Source organism: Bacteroidota bacterium, from assembly GCA_020402865.1.
Lineage (GTDB): Bacteria > Bacteroidota > Bacteroidia > Palsa-965 > Palsa-965.
In genome coordinates this window covers 135,485-154,533 of sequence record JADBYT010000010.1, presented here as the reverse complement: position 1 = coordinate 154,533, position 19,049 = coordinate 135,485, and the positions used below count along the sequence as shown (strand labels likewise).

Below are 19,049 nucleotides of genomic sequence, written 5' to 3'. Positions count from 1 at the left end.
ATAGCTACAATACGGTGTGAAGAAATAAATGAATAGCATCCGCTGCGGAGGGATCAGAAAAAAGGATAGCAGATGCGATACCGGAAATGGATCAGAGCTTCATGTGGTAAAAATAAACCAATTTTGCTTTGCGCGAAGTAGTAGTTGCGACAAAAAGCAGGTAATTCGTGTAAAATACAGATGACTGCAAATGGCAAAAAAAATCAAACCGCTTGTGGAGGGTGAGTTTCTGCTGGAGAAATTTGATGGTAAAGGTGGCTGGACTTTTGCGCGTTTACCGCTTACGGTAAACAGCAGCAGTCCGTTTGGCTGGGTGCGTGTTAAAGGTACGATTGATGATTACACAATTTCGCAGTTTCATCTTATGCCAATGGGAAATGGTTTTTTGTTTCTTTCGGTAAAAGCCGAAATCCGTAAAAAGATCAGCAAGCAGGCTGGGGATAGGGTTAATCTGATTTTGTTTGAAGATGATTCGCTGCTTCAAACACCGGAGGATTTTCAGCTTTGTCTTAATGATGATCCGGATGCAAACCGGTTTTACCAATCGCTATCAGAAAGTGAAAAAAGGTTTTATGTAAACTGGATCATGGATGCAAAGCGTGAAGAAACCCGTATAGACCGCATGGCTAAAGCCATAAACAAACTTGCCTCGAAGCTCAGATTTCACGACAAGGCCGAATAGCAAGGGCTGCTTCAGTGATGAAGCAGCCCTGATTATGTGTTGCAATAAATTTATGCCGAGAGTTTGTCTTTGGCTTTTTCTGAATCTACGTTGGTTTGCGGTAAACGCACATCCACAAAATTTACAGCGCCGCTGGCAAGGTTATACATGCCGCCGGCAATTCCAATTCTTCCCTCATTGAAAAGGTTTTCCAGAATCGGACTGCGCATCAGAATTTCATCAGTTACGTTGCGCACGTTCAGTTCGGCTACGTGGTCTGTAAAGGCTTTCTCGTCTTCGTTTACCAGTTTTAATTGTTTGGCTTGATTTACCGCACGGCGTGCTTTGCCCAGCAAACCGCTCAGGTGTCCGAGCTGATATTCGTTGCAGGCGCCTTTTATGGCTCCGCAATCGGTATGGCCAAGCACAACAATGAGTTTTGAATTCATTACTGCACAGGCAAACTCCATACTGCCGATTATATCATCATTAAGCACATTACCTGCAATACGCACACTGAATACATCGCCCAATCCCTGGTCGAAAATAAATTCAACAGAAGTGCGGGAGTCAATGCAGCTCAGTATAATTGCAAACGGATATTGGCCTTCGCGCGTTTCGTTTACCATTTGCAAATGGTCATGGTCGAAACGAAGGTTGTTAACAAAACGTTTATTGCCATCTCTAAGAATATCAAGCGCCTGAGCAGGAGTGAGGTTGGCAAGCTCTTCTTTACTATGTGTTCTCATTTCGATCAGATTTTTGATTTGGGAAGAATTAGGTAGTTCAAATTCAGGTTGATTGGTTGGTGGAAGGAATGTGAAGTGAATATTTCGCTCTCCGGCCTTTTGGGCGAATTCGGAAATGATTTCCTTCACATCATAGTCAATGTATGCACTGTTTCTTGCATCAACTGTTAGTTTAGCATTGTCTGGTATTTGTTCAAGCGAGCGTTGTATGCTTGCTTTATTGAGAAAAGAAACATTTTCGGATAGCACAATATTTATTTCGTTTTCCTGTGTGCTGCTTTCCGGTGTATGGCTTTTGAATGGTGTTTTGAAGTTTGTTTGCAGAATGAAATAAGCTCCTGTAACCAGACCGATTCCGATTCCGATAAGCAGATCGGTAAGCAGAATAGCCACAATAGTTACAATGAACGGAATAAACTGATCCCAACCGGCTTTAAACATACCTTTCATAAGCGATGGCTTGGCCAGTTTGTAACCCACCAGAATAAGCACTGCGGCCAGTGCGGCATTGGGTATTTTATTGAGCAATCCGGGAATTAGCACCGCACAGCCAAGCATAATAATACCGTGGGTAATGGTGGCCAGTTTGGTTTTGCCCCCGGCCTGAATGTTGGCCGAACTGCGTACAATAACCTGTGTAAGCGGCAAACCGCCAAGTAAACCAGCAATCATATTGCCAATTCCCTGCGCCTTCAGCTCGCGGTTGGCCGGCGATATGCGTTTCTCAGGATCGAGTTTGTCGGTTGCTTCCAGGCAGAGCAGTGTTTCTATGCTGGCTACCAAAGCAATTACCATAGCCGTTTTCCATACTCCTGCATGCCCGAAAGCACTGAAATCAGGTAGTTTGAACAATCCCGAAAACTCGTCGAAACTTTGCGGCGTAGGCAGGTTTACAAAGTGAATTACATTGTGCTGCGTATCATTCATCAGCATAAAATGATTGCCCAGCGAGGGAAGTATTCCTACCAGAAACACCCCCGCCAGCACGGCCAGCATGGCACCGGGAATAAGGGTAAGCACTTTAATGCGTTTGATAAATTTCGATTCCCACAAAAGCATCAACAGAATTCCGGTTACGCAGATAACCAGCGCCCCGTCATTCACTGCCAAAAGGGCTTCACCAATTTCGCTGAACGTGTTGTTGCCGTCTTCCTGCCAGAACGCCATATCACCCACCCAGTCTTTATCAACCCCCAGTGCATGCGGAAGCTGCTTGAGAATAATGGTAATACCAATGGCCGCCAGCATACCTTTTATCACTGACGAAGGGAAATAATAGGCGATGATTCCGGCTCGAAGAAAACCGAACACAAGCTGGATAAGCCCGGCCAGAATAACCGAAGGCACAAACTGCGCCCAGCTGCCGGCCGATAGTACAGCTGCCGCCACAATGGTGGTTAATCCGGCCGCAGGCCCGCTCACACCAAGCTGTGAGCCACTGAAAATACCGGTAATTATACCTCCCACCACACCGGTAATAATACCGGCAAAAGGAGGTGCTCCGGAAGCCAGTGCCACACCCAGACATAAAGGGAGTGCCACGAAAAATACGACTATGCCTGCCGGAATATCGGCACGCAGTCTGCCGCTGAGCGGCAATGCAGATGATTTCATATGATGGTAAGCGTGTTGGGTTGGGAAAAGATCATTATCCTCAACTTTTCAGATGAGGCGCTGCGCTATGCGCATTCCGGCGGAGGAGAGGTGGGATGGCCGGTATAGGAATCAGCCAGCGAATTTTCAAGTGAAATAATGTGATCTTTGGAAAGCAGCGAGGGAACTGAAAGGTCTGCCACTAAGCAAACAAGCATATCATCCACAGCCTCTTTTGTTTCCTTACCGTCTTTCCCGGCTTCATTTTTCTCACTTTCTTCAGCCTTTTCCGAAATCAAACAAACCAGTTCATCATCAACGCCCGCCCATTGTGCCGCGTAGCGGGTAAGGCCGGTTTGTATCGCACTGAAAAAGAAAAGTGCAAGTACAAACAGAAGGCGCGATGTGATTGATTGAAACATAACCGGTTGCTAAGATAGGAACTTGCTTTTAATTCATTATTAATGAATAAGAATTTGCAAATAATCTTTTTGCATTTATTCACATTGGTTTTGTCGAATATAGGAGCGGGATTATTGTGTAAGCTGTAAACAAACTCTTGGTTATCTTTGCCCGGAAGCCGGAAAGCACTTATTTTAATGTCCTCCGTTCGGGCCAATTGCCCGGATAGATGGCCGTTATTCCGGCCGGGATTTATGAGCCGAAAGAAAATACTGTTTATCGCCAGCCATCGCCCCGACCGTGCGCCTAACCAGCGTTTCAGGTTTGAACAGTATTTTGATTATTTGCGTGAACAGGGGTTTGATTGCGAGCTTTCGTGGTTCATAAGCGAACGCGACGATGCCTATTTTTACCGTCCGGGTTATGTGTGGCGTAAAATGACGGTGCAGGTCAAATCAATATTCAGGCGGATTGGCGATTTACGCCGTGCGCGAAAAGCTGATCTTATTTTTGTATGCCGTGAAGCACTCATGCTGCGCTTTACCTGGTTTGAAAAACGTTTTTTCCGTTCGGGTGCCAAAGTGGTGTATGATTTTGATGATGCAATCTGGCACCTTGATATTTCGGAAGCCAATAAAAGTTTCGGCTGGCTCAAACGCCCCGAAAAAACAAGCGATTTAATCGCACTGAGCCATTTGGTTTTTGCCGGTAACAATTATCTGGCCACCTATGCAAAGCAGTATAATTCCAACGTACTCGTAATTCCATCTACAATTGATACCGATGCCTGTCTGCCCAAACAGCATACAAACAATGGGAGCCCGGTTGTAATTGGCTGGATGGGCAGCATCACCACCATTAAGCATTTTGAGTTTGCCCTGCCCGCGTTGCGCATTCTTCGCGAACGTTTTGGCAGCCGCATTGCCTTTAAAGTGGTTGGCGATCCCACTTACCGGAATGCCGAGCTTGGCATTGAAGGCACGCCGTGGCGCTCAGACAAAGAATCCGAATTGCTGCAAAGCATGGACATCGGGCTTATGCCGCTGCCCGATGATGAATGGACAAAAGGCAAATGTGGTTTGAAAGGCCTGCAATACATGGCCGCCGGTTTGCCGGCAATTATGTCGCCCGTGGGCGTAAATACCGAAATTATTCAGCACGGCGAAAACGGTTTTCTGGCGGAAGGTGTGGATGAATGGGTCGGAATCATCTCGCAGCTGGTAGAGTCGGCCGGATTGAGGCAGCGCATCGGAGAAGCTGCGCGTAAAACAGTAGTTGAGAAATACTCGGTGCTCGCGCAGCGCGATGTGTATGTGAAGGCGTTTAACAGTTTGTGCACGTAAAAGTAATAGTTACAGGTTCATTTAATATGTCCTGATAAGATACCGATACCAGTTACTCAAATTACTTTTACCACTTTAGTCTGTCGAAGTCAGACTCAGCTATCCGGCAGGCCGGGCTTTATAATTTTATCTGCATATTTTACGGAGGTAATTTTTGATGTTTTATTTCTAATGATATTTAGCTTTTAACTTTCACCCGTCACGTGGGTTTTACTTGCCCTTTTATCTGATCCTGAAAGTAGATTTAATCAGTAATAGTCCGGCAAAATCAAAGCATTCAAAAAAAATCCTGCAATTCTTGAATTATTAATATGGTTATTTAGATTATTAAAAAATAATTAATAAGCCACATTACTATATATGTTTTTAATTGATTAATGTTTTATGAATGAGTAATATCATATGTTTATTATTTGTTTAGTTTCCAAAGTTTCATTTGTTCGATTAAATAAATTTAATGATTAATACTATGGCCGTAAACGAAAATATAATTCTGACAAACCGAATCCGCTTGATCAGGATAAGTTATGGGTACACTCAGGCAGATATTGCTGACAAGCTTAGTATATCCTCCTCTGCTTATGGGAAAATTGAACGAAACCCACTGAATGCATCAATCAAAACACTGAAAAAAATTTCATCGGCAATCGGAGTTTCTTTTCGTTTTTTGATAGACATAGAAAATAATAATCACACTGAATAAATACAACTTTTAGGTTGTTTTAAATTATAAAATAAATTAATTATTTTGAGATAAACTAAGCACTTAAAAAAATGTTAGCATCAGGACTTTTTTCAGGACAAACCTCATTAAAGCCCGATTGTATTATCGGGCACAAAATTCAGTTCGGTGGATGTGAGCCAGGCCTAGGCGGTTGTTTAATTGCCTATCCGCCCGATCAGCCCTGGCTGGGAGATAAAATAAGTATAACGCTTTACCAGCCCAGTGAAACCAATGAAGGAGCATCAGGTATTCAAATGGCAATTGTGTTCAATGATAAATTACCTTCCGGGAATGACGTTTTTATGAACGGACAGGAGGGTGATACTGAAGTTTGCCAGGAATATGTTCTTCCGCTGCAATGCACAGGCATAACAGTTTTAGCAAATTCCTATCCGGTACAGTATGATAACCGTTTCTCCAACGGTTATGTAATTGTAGATGTGAAAGTAGTTGAGTAATTATTCATTTTCTAAAAAGCCATGATATGCAAAAGTTTAAAACTATTCTTACGAATCCAGCTAACCTGAATAATCCTTATGAGTATATCGGGATTAATCATAATTTCATAATGAGCAGCCTGTCTCATAATTTTGGGACCGAGATTATCGCGATTTCAGATCTTCACGCTCGTCAGGAATTCATTAAGGAAAAAGTGAATGAACTCACCCAGTATTATTGGGGATTTTCAAACGGGCTTGGTTTTTTAGACACCGTGTACGGGTATAACGGATTATACTCTGATGCAGATTTTGAAAACTATAAGCCGATAATTGAGAATATCAATATTTCAACTCAGGATCAGCAAATACTTATTGCATTTTTTGATAATCTGACTGATGGTATTGCACTTGATGATGCAAATTTGGTGTCTCAGGCAATCACGCGTGCCTATAGTCTGGAGATGAATATTATTAAAGAAGTTTCGACGAATAATCAAATTGTTCTGGCAACTACCGCAATAGCGAGATACAGTCTTTTCTGGGCGCAAACAAATTTAAACCCCGACGACGTTGCTGCAAAAAAAATAAAATGGCAGCATGTGTTAGCAGATTGTGTAGGAGGGCTTCTTGGAGGAGTGCTTGTAGGACCTGGCGGAATTCTTTCAGGAGCAGCTTCAGGAACAGCTATTTACTATTACTGTACGATGGCGTAAAGGGTAATGATATCGTATTGAAGTATGCAATTTTGATAAGGTTGTCCGGAATTTTCGGGCAACCTTATTCTATTTACAACTCGGTGATGCACCAACGGTTTGTCTTTTGACTGCGAAAAGCATTTTTTCATCTCACACCAACTTCTTCAAAATTGCAATCTGCCCCAGATGATAGTGTGTATGCTCCACAAGCGGCTGGCCCTGCAATACCTTTGTTACCTCAGCAATGTAATAGTTGATGTGAAACACAAGCGCCGCAATACTGTTGCAGCTTCATGCACGGGCAACGGCCTGCTGCCAGGTAATTGTACTGAGGATGTCTTTTACGTTTGATGAAGTCCAGTTACCGCCGTTGTGTACCTGATGCAGATGGCTGGCAATTTCTTTGCTGTAGTTCATGGCCTGAAAATCAGATTGCAGTATTTTTCCGGTAAGGTGAAAGTACGATGATCGTTGTTAATTCATCGCCTGTTTTATCGATTGGTTTGATTTTCAGTACTATAAACTCCCGGCTAATCAATCGTAATGCGTGTGGCTACATTGTCAAACCCGTAAAAAATCGTACTTTCGGCCGTCCTGTTCCCGAACCACAGGACCAACCAAATTTCAGACATGAAACTTGCAGTTCCGAAAGAGACCAAATTCAAGGAAAACCGAGTGGCGATTACGCCCGATGTGGTGAAAGACCTTGTAAAACGAGGCTTTGAAGTGAGCATAGAAACGGGTGCCGGTACGGCCTCGTTTTTTGCCGATGCAGCCTACACCGCTGCCGGTGCAGCCATTGTAAACAGCAAAACCGAACTGCTGCCGCAGGCTGATGTGGTGCTGAGCGTAAATGCACCCGCTCCGGCTGAAATTGCGCAAATGAAGCGCGGCGCCATTCTTATTTCATTCATGTGGGCCGCCACTAATCCTGAGCTTGTTGAGGCCTGTGCCAAAGCCGGTATTTCGGCATTCTCCATGGATGCCGTGCCGCGTATTTCCCGTGCGCAGAAAATGGATGCGCTCAGCTCTCAGGCCAACCTTGCCGGATACAAAGCCGTGCTGCTTTGCGCCGACACTATTGGCAAAATTCTGCCCATGATGACCACCGCCGCCGGAACCATTCGTCCGGCTAAAGTGGTAATTTTTGGTGCCGGCGTGGCAGGTTTGCAGGCCATCGCCACCGCAAAACGCCTCGGCGCTGTGGTGGAAGTAACCGACATCCGCCCCGAAACCAAAGAACAGGTCGAATCGCTCGGCGGTAAATTCATCGAAGTAAAAGGCGATGCCTCCATCAAAATCGAAGGCGGCTACGTGAAAGGCGTTTCCGAAGAATTCCTCAAAATGCAGCAGGAACTCGTGGCCAAACACGTTAAGGAAGCCGACATCGTAATTACCACGGCACTCATTCCCGGACGTAAAGCGCCCGTGCTGGTTACCGAAGAAATGGTAAAAAGCATGCGCTTCGGCTCTGTTATTCTCGACATGGCCGTGGAGCAGGGCGGTAACGTAGTAGGCAGCGAAATGAATAAAACCATCGTAAAAGACGGCGTTACCATTATCGGAGAAAGCAACATCCCGTCGCTGCTGCCCATGAACGCCAGCGATCTTTATGCCCGCAACATACAGACACTGCTGCTGCATCTGGCCGATAAAGATGCATTCAAGTGGGAAATGGACGAGGAAATTACCAAAGGCTCGCTTATCGTACATAATGGTGCGGCCGTTCATCCCTCGGTACAGAAACCCGTAAACGCCTGATCTCAACACACCGTATAAGTATGGAAACAATTCTCAATTTCATCAACGAGTACAAGGAAATGATCTATTTTGTGGTCCTTTCCATCTTCGTGGGTGTGGAAGTAATAGGTGGTGTACCCACCGTACTGCACACACCGCTCATGTCGGGCGCCAACGCAATTCACGGCGTGGTTATCGTAGGAGCCATTCATGTAATGCTCAATGTAAATCCCGATAATATTCTTGCACTCATTCTCGGCACGCTGGCCGTACTGCTGGGAACACTTAACGTTGTGGGCGGATTTGTGGTGACAGACCGAATGCTCGAAATGTTTAAAAAGAAAAAGTAATCTGCCCACACCAGCAAGTATGAAACATCATCTTTTAGAGATTTGTTATCTCATCGGTTCGGTAACGTTCATCATTGGTATGAAAATGATGGGCAACGCCAAAACCGCCCGCCGTGGTAACCTCGTGGGTGCCGCCGGTATGATTATCGCTATTCTCGGCACAATTTTCCTGCACGAGAATAAAGTGGAGGTGATTGACGGTGTGCCCACCGCAACGCCGGTTTCGCCCACTGTTTATGGTTTAATTTTCGGTGCTATTGGCCTGGGTACGGTAATTGGCTGGATGACGGCCAAGAAAGTACAGATGACCAAAATGCCCGAACTCGTGTCGATGTTTAACGGCATGGGTGGTGCCTGCGCGGCACTCATCGGACTGATGGAATACGAACACAACATGAATCAGACCGGTGCGCTTATTGCCATTATTGCCGGCATGGTCATTGGCAGTGTATCGTTTTCGGGCTCCATTATTGCATACCTCAAGCTCAATGGTACCATGAACAAACCTATACGCCTGCCTGCATACAACATCATCAACACCATTGTAATGGTTGGTGTTGTTGCGTTTGCGGGCTGGATGGTGTATGCCTCGCCTGCCGGACATATGATGCTGTATGCACTTTTTGCAGTAGCACTGGTGTATGGTATTTTGTTTACAGTGCCCATTGGCGGCGCCGATATGCCGGTAGTAATTTCGCTGCTCAACTCGTTTACCGGTCTGGCTGCGGCTTTTGGCGGTTTCCTTTACGATAACTATGTAATGCTCACCGGCGGTATCCTCGTAGGTTCGGCCGGTACGCTGCTCACACTCGAAATGTGCAAAGCCATGAACCGCCCGCTCAGCAACGTAATCTTCGGCGCGTTCGGTGGCGGCGGTGCCACTGCTGGCGGCGGTTCGGAAGTAAAGGGCAGCATCAAGGATGTGGGCGTTTCCGACCTTGCCGTGATGATGAACTACTCGAAAAAAGTAGTAATCGTTCCCGGCTACGGTCTTGCTGTAGCACAGGCGCAGCATATTATTCACGAACTTGAAATGCTGCTCGAAGAGCGCGGTGTGGAAGTGAAATACGCTATTCACCCCGTAGCCGGCCGTATGCCCGGACACATGAACGTACTGCTGGCCGAGTCGAATGTGGCCTACGAAAAGCTGGTGGAAATGGACGATATTAACCCCGAGTTTGAGCAAACCGACGTAGTGCTGGTAGTAGGTGCAAACGATGTGGTAAATCCAGCCGCCAAAACTGATCCTGCATCGCCCATTTACGGCATGCCCATTCTCGAAGTGGATCGCGCCAAACATATTGTAGTAAACAAACGTTCAATGAGTGCCGGTTATGCCGGTATCGACAACCTGCTTTTCTACGATCAGAAGTGTTCCATGTTTTTCGGCGATGCCAAGAAAGCCCTCACCGAACTGGTGGCCGAACTCAAAACAATGGATTAATCATTACATAACCTTTTCAAAATCCCGTCTGGTGTATATCAGACGGGATTTTTGTTGATAAGCGGGGTGATTATTGGGTATTTCTGCCTGTTTATTGTTTTCACTTTTATTTTACGCATCTGTCTGGTATCTTGCCCTCATTAACCTAAACAAAAACGAACCCAAAATGAGTCAAATTCCTTTTTGCCCCCCAAGTCAGAACCCTGATAGTGCAACTGCAGCAAAACCAATGCTTCAGGCATGGATTAATTTCCTTGCTGCCAATCCCGAATTAAAAGGTACACGTGCACTGCGCTTTGATATGGCCGATGTACAAAACCTCGGTGATCAGGCTGTAGCATTCCGGATTTATTTTGGCATCCGTACCAATAGCGATGGCTCCACACAATTTGATGGTATGATTGTGGGTGTTGATTCAAACGGAAATGATATTGTGGATGCTACAAATCCGACAGCTTCCGGAATTTGGGATTTTGCAAAACCCTGTCCCACGGTTTGCGACCAGAATAACAGCCCCATGCTGAATCCGGCGGCAGTTTCGTGCCCTGAATAAGGCACAAATAATTACCTAATTCAAACGGCACATGTACATACCTGACGAACTGGTTCGCTTTATTATGGAGCTGGCCGCGTGGTTTGTGCTTGTGCCGTTTGTTACGGCTATTTATGTCTGGGGGGTTAAACGTGATATGCGTATTGAGCAGAAAATGATTGCAGCCTATATTTTCCTGGCTGTACTTACCGAAATAGCTGCCGGTATCATGCACGAAATAAATCCCGAAAATAATCTTCCCATATTGCATATTTATACGCTGCTGCAGTTTTTACTTATCGCCCTACTGTTCAGGCAGTTTATCAGAAAAAAAATCCATCATCAGATCTGGCTTACTGTTACACTGCTCTTTTTATGTGGCAGTATAATCAACTCACTTTTTATTCAGTCTATCTGGATGTTTAATGGTTATGCCCGCGCTGCCGAAAGCCTCATTATTGTGCTGTTTGTAATTGGATATTTCTACCGGCTGCTATTCAATGAAGAAGCAAAAACACCGCTTTACAGTATTCCGATGTTTTGGATCAGCACGGCACTGATGTTTTATTTTTCAGCCTGTTTTTTCGTGTTCCTGATGAGTGGGGACGTACTGATAATGTCTTCGAAAGTGTTCACCATAAGTTGGGCATTTCATGATTTGATACTGATTATTCACTACATTTTTTTAACCGCTGCGCTATGGCCAACACGGCAGCCGACACCATTTACGTCACCCTCTTTGCGGGCACATTGATTATGCTCGTGCTTTCGTGCACGCTCATACTGTTCATTGTGTTTTATCACCGGCGTAATTTGCGCAGGCAGGCCGAAGTGTATGCACTCGAAGCCGATCATCAGCGCCGTTTACTTGAAAGTGTGCTGCAGGCGGTTGAGAATGAACGCCGCCGCTTTGCGCAAGATCTTCACGACGAAATCGGAGGGGCGCTTTCTGCATTACGTATGCAGCTTAGCCGGCTTGGCGGTAATCCGCAGGCGGTTGAATTACAGGAAATTGCCGGCACAGGAAAAGAAGTGGTTGACTCGGCTGTGCAGAGTGTACGGCGTATTGCCTACGACCTGTTGCCTCCAGGGCTTGAAGTGTTCGGACTGGGCTATGCGGCAAGTGAACTTTGCAAGCGTACTGAATCAGTAACCCGGATTAGTATTACTTTTAACGGCGATACTGATTTAACACTTAGCGATAAAACACACGAACTTATGCTTTACCGCATTCTTCAGGAACTGCTTGGCAATGCCGTAAAACACAGCGGCGCAAGCGAAATTGAAGTGCGGCTTGGGCCCGGGAAACAAGGTGTGGAACTCTATTACCGCGACAATGGCGCCGGCTTCAATCCTGACGCGATTAAGCACGGACTCGGACTAAAAAATATGGAAAGCCGTGTGCAGATGCTTGCCGGAAAATGGGAAGTAGTAACTGCTCCCGGTAAAGGAACACAGGTAACCGTTCAATTGCCAGAATAATGAATACAGCAAGCCAAAGCATCCGCGTAATGATTGCCGACGATCATCTTTTGTTTCGTCGCGGTCTCATTTCACTCATCGAAGAACAACCCGGGCTGAAGGTGGTGAGTGAAGCCAGCAACGGGAAGGAATTGCTTGAGCAGCTCCGTAATATGGAACACATGCCCGATGTGCTGCTGCTCGATCTTAACATGCCGGTAATGAATGGCATCGAAGCCATACGCCACTTGCGCAACATGGCACCCGATATGAAAATTATCGTGCTCACCGTGCATAATGAAGAACGTTTTATTATTCACTTTGTAGAACAGGGCGTAAACGGTTATCTTCTTAAAACGGTGGAACCCGATGAACTCGGCCGGGCCATTCGCTTTGTGACTGAACACGATTTTTATTTTAACGATCTTACCCTGCAAGCTATGCGCACAGGTACGCAAAGCAAAACCCGCATGCGCGAAAAAACACTGGCAGCTCCGGCCGGCTTAACCGCACGCGAAATAGAAATCCTCCAGCTCATCTGCCAGGAATTTACCGCCGCCGAAATTGCCGAAAAACTCTTCCTCAGTGTGCGCACCGTAGAAGGACACAGAAACAACCTGCTCGAAAAAACAGGATCGAAAAATGCCGCCGGACTGGTGATGTTTGCCGTGCGTAACCGTATTGTGGAGCCGGAATTGTAATTGCTGCGGGTGTAGAAAATTAAAAAAGGTGTCTGTGGGGTCAGACACCTTTTTCGTTCGGGGTTTAAAAAGCTTTACACCGGAAAGTTCAGCTTGAAGCAAAAATCCTTTTTTCCCGGTCGGGCGACATACGTATTTTTACCTGTTTTTCATTCATTGGCTCTAAGATGCTGAATTACCGCAGGTTATTCTGGCCATTACTGGTGTTGCTGCTGCTGCGCAGCGGGGCGGAGCTTTGGCACTATAACCTGCATATTACCGATAACGATCAGTCGCTTTACTGGCTTGCAGCACACGATCTTGCACGGGGAACAGGTATTCCGGCATTTGTTTACGGGCAGGATTACAATTATTTCGTGGAGCCGTGGCTGGCAGCTTTACCGGTAAAGGCAGGGCTTTCGCCGGTGTATGTGCTGCCTGTGGTTACTGCTTTTATGGCGCTGCTGCCTTTTCTGGCGTTTGCGTGGTATGCGCGTAAAGCAGGGCGCAATGGCGGTGCTTTGCTCTGGCTGCTGGTGCCGCTGCTGCTGCCTTCGGGCTGGTATATTATTACGGCCATGCCGCGCGGCTTTGTAAACGGACTGTTCCTTTTTGCACTCTGGCCGCCGTTGCAGCAACTGAAGCGCGAATGGTTGCGCTGGCTGCTTTCGGGCATGCTGCTGGCAGCGGGGTTGTGTGTAAATGCAAATACGCTCCCGCTTGCAGTGGCCGTGTTTATTGTGGAAGGCTGGCCGCATTTCAGGCGATTGGCGTTTTACCTCTGGCATGTGGCGGCTGCGGCGCCGGTTTTTGCTGTGCATTATTTCATTACGCAGGCGGCGCAGCAGCAGCCGGGCGGATTGTTGCATCCGAACTGGAGCCTGCAATGGACGGCCGGCTACTTTGCAGAAGGGCTGCAGCATGTGAGCCAGTGGCTGCGCTGGATTGTGCCGGGCAATGCGGCTTTGTGGCTGCTGCTGCCTTTGGCGGCACTGCTGGCATGGCTGTGCATATATCAGCAGCGGCGCAGTTTGCTGTTTGCACTTGCGGCTGTGGTGCTGGTGCTGGTGTGCTCGCTGGGCATCAATAAACTGCACGACGGCCGCGAACATCTGCACTATGCCTTTACGCGCATGTGGCTGGCATTGCCGCTCTTGGCCGGTGTGCTGGCCGAACGCGTAAAACTGCCGCCGCGCGCGGCATTGTCGGTGTTTAGTGTATGCACAATTGCGGCTTTTTTTTCAATCGGTGCTCCCGATGCAAAATCTCAATCGCCGGAGTTGCCGCTGCGTATTATACATATTAACACACTGCAAAAACAGTCTGATCAGCTCATTCAATTCATCCGGAAAGAAAAAGCAAATCAGGTGCTCGGCCTCGGCTATCCGGTGTGGGTGGGCGATCAGCAACTGCTTTTTCACTTCACCGAAATACGCATGAAAAGGCCGCCGTTTTTCGTCATCCCCGAATATGAACGCCGCCGGGACAGAGTGAATGCCGCTCACCACGGTACACTGTTACTGCTGGGTGGCGATGCGGAAAAATGGATGAGGTTCGGAACAGTTTTGCGTGAAGTGAATGTGGCCGGCATGAAAGGTGCATTGGTGAGAAGTAATGTGCAACTGTTGGAGTAATTGAGTAAATTTAGGGTGATGAAAAAGAAAAAAGGTAGCGGTGTGGGCGGTAAACTTACTACAAAACTGCTCGAAGGACTGGCTTCAAAAGCATCCAGAAAAGCGGTTCAGAAGGCTTTTGAGTCAGGTGAATCTGTACTCTTTATCAGAAAAGGTAAACTGATGAAACGTAATCCGGATGGTTCTCTTGAAGTGCTGGAAGAAAATGAGTCGTTGGCCGAAGAGCATATCAAACTGAAAAAAGGCGATGTGCTTAAACTAAAGTTGAAATAAGTTGACGTTCAAACTCAAAAAAAAGGCACTGTTTACCGAAAAGCCAGCTGTAAAAAGACTCCGCATTTTTGCTGACCCAAATGGTTCGGGTAAATCTACGCTGTATCATGAGGTAAAGCTGTATCTGGGCAGTAAAATTGGTGTGTGGGTGAATGCTGATGAAATTCAGCGCGAACTGAACAACGAGTTTAAGCTCAGTTTTTTACAATATGAGCTTGTGGTTTTACAGGAAATGTTTACCCGTTTTGTCAGTCAACTTTCCCGCAAATTTGAGATAAACAGATTCCAAATACAGGATAACGTACTTTATGTAGTTGATAGAGCAGTAACGGATGCATATCACGCTTCAATGATTGCCGAATTTATTCGGGAATCGCTTTTGCAACAAAATAAATCCATTGCCTTTGAAACTGTAATGTCTCACCCGTCAAAGATTGACTGGATGAGAAAAGCGCAGACAATGGGCTATAGAGTTTATCTTTATTATGTCACTACTGATAGTGTGAAAATTCAGAAAGACCGTGTGCGTTTACGTGTTTTGCAAAACGGACATTCGGTTGATGAAGACAAAATTGAATCACGCTATTATCGGTCATTAGCACTTTTGTCTGATGCAATGGCTGTTTCAACACGAGCATGGCTGCTTGATAATTCAGAAGTTTCAGGCTCCATGAAACTGATTGCTGAAATGCGCGAAGACCAGTTTCTCGAACTGAAATCAGACTTCTTTCCTGAATGGTTTTGGCACTATGTGGTCAGGAAATTGACATAAAAAACGCCGGATGTAAATTTCCGGCGTTTTCAGTTTTAACCAAAATCAATCTTAGTACGTCATTCCCAGATTGCCAAACACAAAGGCCCAGATATCAGCGGCTTCTTCAATCTGCTTTTCGGTAGGTTTGCCCGAACCGTGTCCGGCATTTTTGTCGATGCGGATGAGCACCGGGTTTGTGCCTTGCTGGTTTTCCTGCAGCGTGGCGGCAAATTTAAACGAGTGTGCGGGCACCACACGGTCATCGTGATCGCCGGTGGTGATGAGTGTGGCGGGATAGCTGGCCGGCTTTACATTATGCAGCGGCGAGTATTTGTAAAGGCATTTGAATTCTTCTTCTTTCTCGCTCAGGCCGTAATCGCTGGCCCAGTAGCGGCCAATGGTAAACTGATGGTAGCGAAGCATGTCAAGCACGCCCACCATCGGGATACACACTTTAAACAAATCAGGGCGTTGCGTCATTACCGCGCCAATAAGCAGTCCGCCGTTTGAGCGTCCCTGCACGGCTAATTTTTCCTTGCTGGTGTATCCCTGCGCAATGAGGTATTCGCCACCGGCAATGAAATCGTCAAATACGTTTTGCTTTTTGCACAGGATGCCGGCTTCGTGCCATTCTTCGCCGTATTCATTGCCTCCGCGTATGCCGGCCACCGCATACACACCGCCTGCTTCGAGAAACACGGCGCGGTCAATACGAAACTCCGGGCCGTAGTGCGACGAGAAGCCGCCGTAGCCAAACATGAAGCAGGGATTGCTGCCGTCGAGTTTCAAGCCCTTTTTATGTGTAATGAACATGGGCACCAGTGTGCCGTCTTTGCTCTTGTACTTCACCTGCTTGGTTTCGTAAGCCTCGCTGTCGAAATTAATTTGGGGCTGGCTGTAAAGCGTGGTGGTATTGGTAAGCAGGTTGTATTTGAAAATGCTTGGCGGCGCGGTAAAGCGTGATACGGTGAAAAACACCAGGCTGTCTTTGCGGTGGCCGTTGATCTCGCCCACATCGCACATTTCGGGAATGGGCATTTCGCCCACAGCTTTACCGGTGCTGTCGCAAATGGTGAGTTTCGATTTTACTTCCACCAGATGCTGTGCAATGTATTTATCGCCGGCAAGCGATACGCTTTCAAGCAGGTTATCGCTTTGCGGAATAATGGTGGTCCAGGCCGAAGGGGCCGGATTGTCGATGTTTATTGATACCAGCTTGAAACGCGGTGCGCCGTTGTTGGTAAGCACAATGAGGTTGCGGCCGCGCACATCAACCACCGAGTAGTCGGGGTCTTTGTCGGTTTTGATGTCAACAATGGATTTAAACTGCGCATTGGGCTGTGTGAGATCTTTAATGAGCAGGCCGTTTCCGCTTGTTGACTGATAGGTGTAAACAATGAGCCAGCGTTCATCGTCAGAAACCTGTGCGCCAAAGCTGCGGTTGGGATGCGCATCGTCTTTATACACCAGCACATCTTTGCTTTGCGGTTCGCCCACGGTATGGTAATAGAGTTTCTGCTTTTCGTTTCTGGCTGAAAGTTCGCTGCCGCCGGGCGCATCATAACGGCCATAGAAAAAGCCATTGCCTTTCCACGAAGCACCGGAAAATTTCGACCATTTTATTTCATCGCTCAGTGGCTTGCCTGTGGCAATGTCAAGCACATAAAACTCATTCCAGTCCGAACCTCCCCGGCTTATGCTGTAGGCCATATATTTCCCGTCTTTCGATACGCTGGTGCCGGTGAGCGAAACGGTTCCGTCTTTCGAAAGTGTATTCGGGTCAATAATCTGTTTTTCGGGTGCGTTGAGGCCATCTTTCATAAACAGCACCGACTGATTCTGCATGCCGTTGTTGCGCGAGAAGAAGTAGCGGTTGCCTTTGCGGTAGGGCGCACTCATTTTCTCGAAATTCCAGATTTCGCGCAGGCGGTTTTTTATTTTCTCGCGCGAGGGAAGTTTCGAGAGATAATCGAATGTGAGTTTATTCTGTTCGTCAACCCAGGCACCGGTTTCGGCACTGGTGTCGTTTTCGAGCCAGTTGTACGGGTCGTTCACCTTCACGCCAAAGTAAGTATGCACAGTATCCACTTTGCGCGTTTTAGGGTAGGTGAGGGCTACCGGCTTGTTTTCGGACGTGTCGGGCTTTTTATCGCCGCAGGAAGCTGCCAGAATAAGCAGACTGGCAGGCAGAACAAAACGTATGGTCATCAAGGTGAGTTTTTAATTCGGCCCAAATTAAGCCAAAATTATTGCCCGGGAATTAAAAAATGGGACGAACGGAACGGGGAACGGGAAGGACGGTTCATTATCTTTGGGCAAAATGAGGTTGTACAAATTTCATCCTTCGGCTTTGTTATGGTGAATTTTTCCCCATCCTGCGTTGCATTTCTTGTCGATACTTTCTAAGTATCGCCTGCCAAAAGCGCCTTGTCTGAGAAAAACTGCACGCATAACAAATCTCAAAAACAAAATTTGAACAGCCTCTATTACTGATTCTGCCCGTATGGAAAAAGAAGCACCCAAAAGAAAACCCGCCAAAATTCATCGCATTTACCGCAATCATGAGCTGGAATACAGTGATGATCTTCAGCTGGACAGCCTGAACCGCGATGAATTTTATCTGGTAAATGAAATCACCTACACGCCCGACGGGAAAGTTGTGACTGAAAAAGAACTTGACGACAGCGGGAATGTGATTCAGGAAATACGCAATCAGTACAACGAGAAAGGTGAACTCATTCACCACGAACTTTTTTCTGACGGTTTTCAGGCCGAAAACATTACCTATGCTTACAACGAGAAAGGACTGGTAACCGAAGAACGGCAAATGTTTGAAGAAGGCTTCCCGATTGTTCGCCGCTTTGTGTATGATGAGAAGGAACGGCTTGTTGAAATTATTACCGAAGACGACGACGGCGAACTTTCTGAACGCGAAACATACGAATACAGCACCGAGTTTCCGGATAAAGTGCTGAAATTAGTGAAGTACGACGAAGACAATAAACCCGCGCACGAAGAAGAAAGCGTGTATGAAGCGTTTACCGGGGAAGATGGTAAAGTAACACCCCGTCTGAAACAAATTACAGCCCGCGATCTGGTTTACGATACGATGCGTAAAACAGATTTTTACGATGCCCGTTCACGCGAGGATCAGATTGCACAGGTATCCAGCAACCGCGCCGGGAAAACTATTGAAATTATTTACGCGGTTTATAACGAAGAAGGACAGGTAATTGAAGAACGCGTAGAGTCGGTTAATGCGGCCGAGAACATGGAGTTTTACTACGTGCGCGATGAATACGACCGTATTCTGGAAGAAGAGCGCCGGCAGAAAGATAAAATCCTGCTCAAGGTAAACCGCCGGTTCAATGCAGCGCATTACGTGGAATTACTTTCTTACCGCTCGGCTACGGGTGGCGCCTACATTCAGTTTTCGGAGCTTGAGTATTACTGAGTTTTGTTTTTTGGAACACAGGTGAGCTGAATGTATAGCCCGGGGAGCACGTTTTATGCCGCCTGCGGAAAAGTGTTTTTTGAAGCATGCCGGCGGCATATTAGAAGCACCGGAGCAGGT

General features: G+C 46.7%; 19 protein-coding genes and 1 pseudogene. 16 read left to right on the top strand and 4 right to left on the bottom strand.

Annotated features, from left to right (window positions below; translation table 11 throughout):
* Positions 1-190 precede the first annotated feature (190 nt).
* On the top strand, positions 191-682 hold the full coding sequence (locus IM638_08710) for a DUF1905 domain-containing protein (protein MCA6363107.1): 492 nt from the start codon (positions 191-193) through the stop codon (positions 680-682).
* Positions 683-732: 50 nt separating this feature from the next.
* On the opposite strand, the gene IM638_08705 is transcribed toward IM638_08710, so the two are convergent.
* Positions 733-3,024 carry a bifunctional SulP family inorganic anion transporter/carbonic anhydrase gene (locus IM638_08705; GenBank protein MCA6363106.1) on the bottom strand — a complete coding sequence of 764 codons (2,292 nt, stop codon included), beginning with the start codon at positions 3,022-3,024 and terminating at the stop codon, positions 733-735.
* Between the two features lie 65 nt (positions 3,025-3,089).
* Entirely contained in the window at positions 3,090-3,425 is a 336-nt protein-coding gene (locus tag IM638_08700; protein ID MCA6363105.1) for a hypothetical protein, read from the bottom strand.
* Positions 3,426-3,659: 234 nt separating this feature from the next.
* Here IM638_08700 and IM638_08695 point away from each other — a divergent pair, with 234 nt between their 5' ends.
* From IM638_08695 to IM638_08680, 4 genes are all read left to right on the top strand, one after another.
* A complete protein-coding gene (locus IM638_08695) occupies positions 3,660-4,748 on the top strand; it encodes a glycosyltransferase family 4 protein (protein MCA6363104.1) in 1,089 nt (362 codons plus the stop codon).
* Positions 4,749-5,217: 469 nt separating this feature from the next.
* Positions 5,218-5,451, top strand: a complete 234-nt coding sequence (locus IM638_08690) for a helix-turn-helix transcriptional regulator (protein MCA6363103.1) — start codon at positions 5,218-5,220, stop codon at positions 5,449-5,451.
* 71 nt (positions 5,452-5,522) lie between these two features.
* Positions 5,523-5,930 (top strand): hypothetical protein, encoded by a 408-nt coding sequence (locus tag IM638_08685; GenBank protein MCA6363102.1) that lies wholly within the window; start codon positions 5,523-5,525, stop codon positions 5,928-5,930.
* A 26-nt stretch (positions 5,931-5,956) separates the two neighbouring features.
* Complete coding sequence (locus IM638_08680; GenBank protein ID MCA6363101.1) at positions 5,957-6,625, top strand: hypothetical protein; 669 nt, start codon at positions 5,957-5,959, stop codon at positions 6,623-6,625.
* Positions 6,626-6,757: 132 nt separating this feature from the next.
* Here IM638_08680 and IM638_08675 read toward each other — a convergent pair.
* Positions 6,758-7,024, bottom strand: a pseudogene (locus IM638_08675) (hypothetical protein).
* Positions 7,025-7,237: 213 nt separating this feature from the next.
* On the opposite strand from IM638_08675, the gene IM638_08670 reads away from it, so the two are divergent.
* The 10 genes from IM638_08670 to IM638_08625 all read left to right on the top strand — a co-directional run bounded on the left by IM638_08670 (position 7,238) and on the right by IM638_08625 (position 15,493).
* The gene (locus IM638_08670; protein ID MCA6363100.1) at positions 7,238-8,368 is read left to right on the top strand and encodes a Re/Si-specific NAD(P)(+) transhydrogenase subunit alpha; all 1,131 of its coding nucleotides are present in this window, start codon (positions 7,238-7,240) and stop codon (positions 8,366-8,368) included.
* A gap of 20 nt (positions 8,369-8,388) precedes the next feature.
* Positions 8,389-8,697 (top strand): NAD(P) transhydrogenase subunit alpha, encoded by a 309-nt coding sequence (locus IM638_08665; protein MCA6363099.1) that lies wholly within the window; start codon positions 8,389-8,391, stop codon positions 8,695-8,697.
* A gap of 19 nt (positions 8,698-8,716) precedes the next feature.
* Complete coding sequence (locus IM638_08660; protein ID MCA6363098.1) at positions 8,717-10,141, top strand: NAD(P)(+) transhydrogenase (Re/Si-specific) subunit beta; 1,425 nt, start codon at positions 8,717-8,719, stop codon at positions 10,139-10,141.
* 166 nt (positions 10,142-10,307) lie between these two features.
* The gene (locus IM638_08655) at positions 10,308-10,694 is read left to right on the top strand and encodes a hypothetical protein (GenBank protein MCA6363097.1); all 387 of its coding nucleotides are present in this window, start codon (positions 10,308-10,310) and stop codon (positions 10,692-10,694) included.
* A gap of 31 nt (positions 10,695-10,725) precedes the next feature.
* Complete coding sequence (locus IM638_08650; GenBank protein ID MCA6363096.1) at positions 10,726-11,427, top strand: hypothetical protein; 702 nt, start codon at positions 10,726-10,728, stop codon at positions 11,425-11,427.
* The gene (locus IM638_08645; protein ID MCA6363095.1) at positions 11,373-12,155 is read left to right on the top strand and encodes a sensor histidine kinase; all 783 of its coding nucleotides are present in this window, start codon (positions 11,373-11,375) and stop codon (positions 12,153-12,155) included. Before IM638_08650 ends, IM638_08645 begins: the two co-directional genes overlap by 55 nt.
* Positions 12,155-12,835: a response regulator transcription factor gene (locus tag IM638_08640; GenBank protein MCA6363094.1), complete on the top strand. Its 681-nt coding sequence runs from the start codon at positions 12,155-12,157 to the stop codon at positions 12,833-12,835. The genes IM638_08645 and IM638_08640 overlap by 1 nt, the downstream gene beginning before the upstream one ends.
* Positions 12,836-13,002: 167 nt before the next feature.
* Positions 13,003-14,448: a hypothetical protein gene (locus tag IM638_08635; protein ID MCA6363093.1), complete on the top strand. Its 1,446-nt coding sequence runs from the start codon at positions 13,003-13,005 to the stop codon at positions 14,446-14,448.
* An 18-nt stretch (positions 14,449-14,466) separates the two neighbouring features.
* Positions 14,467-14,721 carry a hypothetical protein gene (locus IM638_08630; GenBank protein ID MCA6363092.1) on the top strand — a complete coding sequence of 85 codons (255 nt, stop codon included), beginning with the start codon at positions 14,467-14,469 and terminating at the stop codon, positions 14,719-14,721.
* Between the two features lies 1 nt (position 14,722).
* Positions 14,723-15,493 (top strand): zeta toxin family protein, encoded by a 771-nt coding sequence (locus IM638_08625; protein MCA6363091.1) that lies wholly within the window; start codon positions 14,723-14,725, stop codon positions 15,491-15,493.
* A gap of 51 nt (positions 15,494-15,544) precedes the next feature.
* Here IM638_08625 and IM638_08620 read toward each other — a convergent pair whose 3' ends face one another.
* Positions 15,545-17,683, bottom strand: coding sequence for a S9 family peptidase (locus tag IM638_08620; GenBank protein ID MCA6363090.1), 2,139 nt, complete (start codon positions 17,681-17,683; stop codon positions 15,545-15,547).
* Between the two features lie 295 nt (positions 17,684-17,978).
* Here IM638_08620 and IM638_08615 point away from each other — a divergent pair, with 295 nt between their 5' ends.
* Positions 17,979-18,929 carry a hypothetical protein gene (locus IM638_08615; protein MCA6363089.1) on the top strand — a complete coding sequence of 317 codons (951 nt, stop codon included), beginning with the start codon at positions 17,979-17,981 and terminating at the stop codon, positions 18,927-18,929.
* Positions 18,930-19,049 lie beyond the last annotated feature (120 nt).

Excerpts from the sequence above, each read along its gene's own strand:
- IM638_08710 (MCA6363107.1), top strand. The coding sequence starts at position 191 with ATGGCAAAAAAAATCAAACCGCTTGTGGAGGGTGAGTTTCTGCTGGAG.
- IM638_08705 (MCA6363106.1), bottom strand. The coding sequence starts at position 3,024 with ATGAAATCATCTGCATTGCCGCTCAGCGGCAGACTGCGTGCCGATATT.
- IM638_08700 (MCA6363105.1), bottom strand. The coding sequence starts at position 3,425 with ATGTTTCAATCAATCACATCGCGCCTTCTGTTTGTACTTGCACTTTTC.
- IM638_08695 (MCA6363104.1), top strand. The coding sequence starts at position 3,660 with ATGAGCCGAAAGAAAATACTGTTTATCGCCAGCCATCGCCCCGACCGT.
- IM638_08690 (MCA6363103.1), top strand. The coding sequence starts at position 5,218 with ATGGCCGTAAACGAAAATATAATTCTGACAAACCGAATCCGCTTGATC.
- IM638_08685 (MCA6363102.1), top strand. The coding sequence starts at position 5,523 with ATGTTAGCATCAGGACTTTTTTCAGGACAAACCTCATTAAAGCCCGAT.
- IM638_08680 (MCA6363101.1), top strand. The coding sequence starts at position 5,957 with ATGCAAAAGTTTAAAACTATTCTTACGAATCCAGCTAACCTGAATAAT.
- IM638_08670 (MCA6363100.1), top strand. The coding sequence starts at position 7,238 with ATGAAACTTGCAGTTCCGAAAGAGACCAAATTCAAGGAAAACCGAGTG.
- IM638_08665 (MCA6363099.1), top strand. The coding sequence starts at position 8,389 with ATGGAAACAATTCTCAATTTCATCAACGAGTACAAGGAAATGATCTAT.
- IM638_08660 (MCA6363098.1), top strand. The coding sequence starts at position 8,717 with ATGAAACATCATCTTTTAGAGATTTGTTATCTCATCGGTTCGGTAACG.
- IM638_08655 (MCA6363097.1), top strand. The coding sequence starts at position 10,308 with ATGAGTCAAATTCCTTTTTGCCCCCCAAGTCAGAACCCTGATAGTGCA.
- IM638_08650 (MCA6363096.1), top strand. The coding sequence starts at position 10,726 with ATGTACATACCTGACGAACTGGTTCGCTTTATTATGGAGCTGGCCGCG.
- IM638_08645 (MCA6363095.1), top strand. The coding sequence starts at position 11,373 with ATGGCCAACACGGCAGCCGACACCATTTACGTCACCCTCTTTGCGGGC.
- IM638_08640 (MCA6363094.1), top strand. The coding sequence starts at position 12,155 with ATGAATACAGCAAGCCAAAGCATCCGCGTAATGATTGCCGACGATCAT.
- IM638_08635 (MCA6363093.1), top strand. The coding sequence starts at position 13,003 with ATGCTGAATTACCGCAGGTTATTCTGGCCATTACTGGTGTTGCTGCTG.
- IM638_08630 (MCA6363092.1), top strand. The coding sequence starts at position 14,467 with ATGAAAAAGAAAAAAGGTAGCGGTGTGGGCGGTAAACTTACTACAAAA.
- IM638_08620 (MCA6363090.1), bottom strand. The coding sequence starts at position 17,683 with ATGACCATACGTTTTGTTCTGCCTGCCAGTCTGCTTATTCTGGCAGCT.
- IM638_08615 (MCA6363089.1), top strand. The coding sequence starts at position 17,979 with ATGGAAAAAGAAGCACCCAAAAGAAAACCCGCCAAAATTCATCGCATT.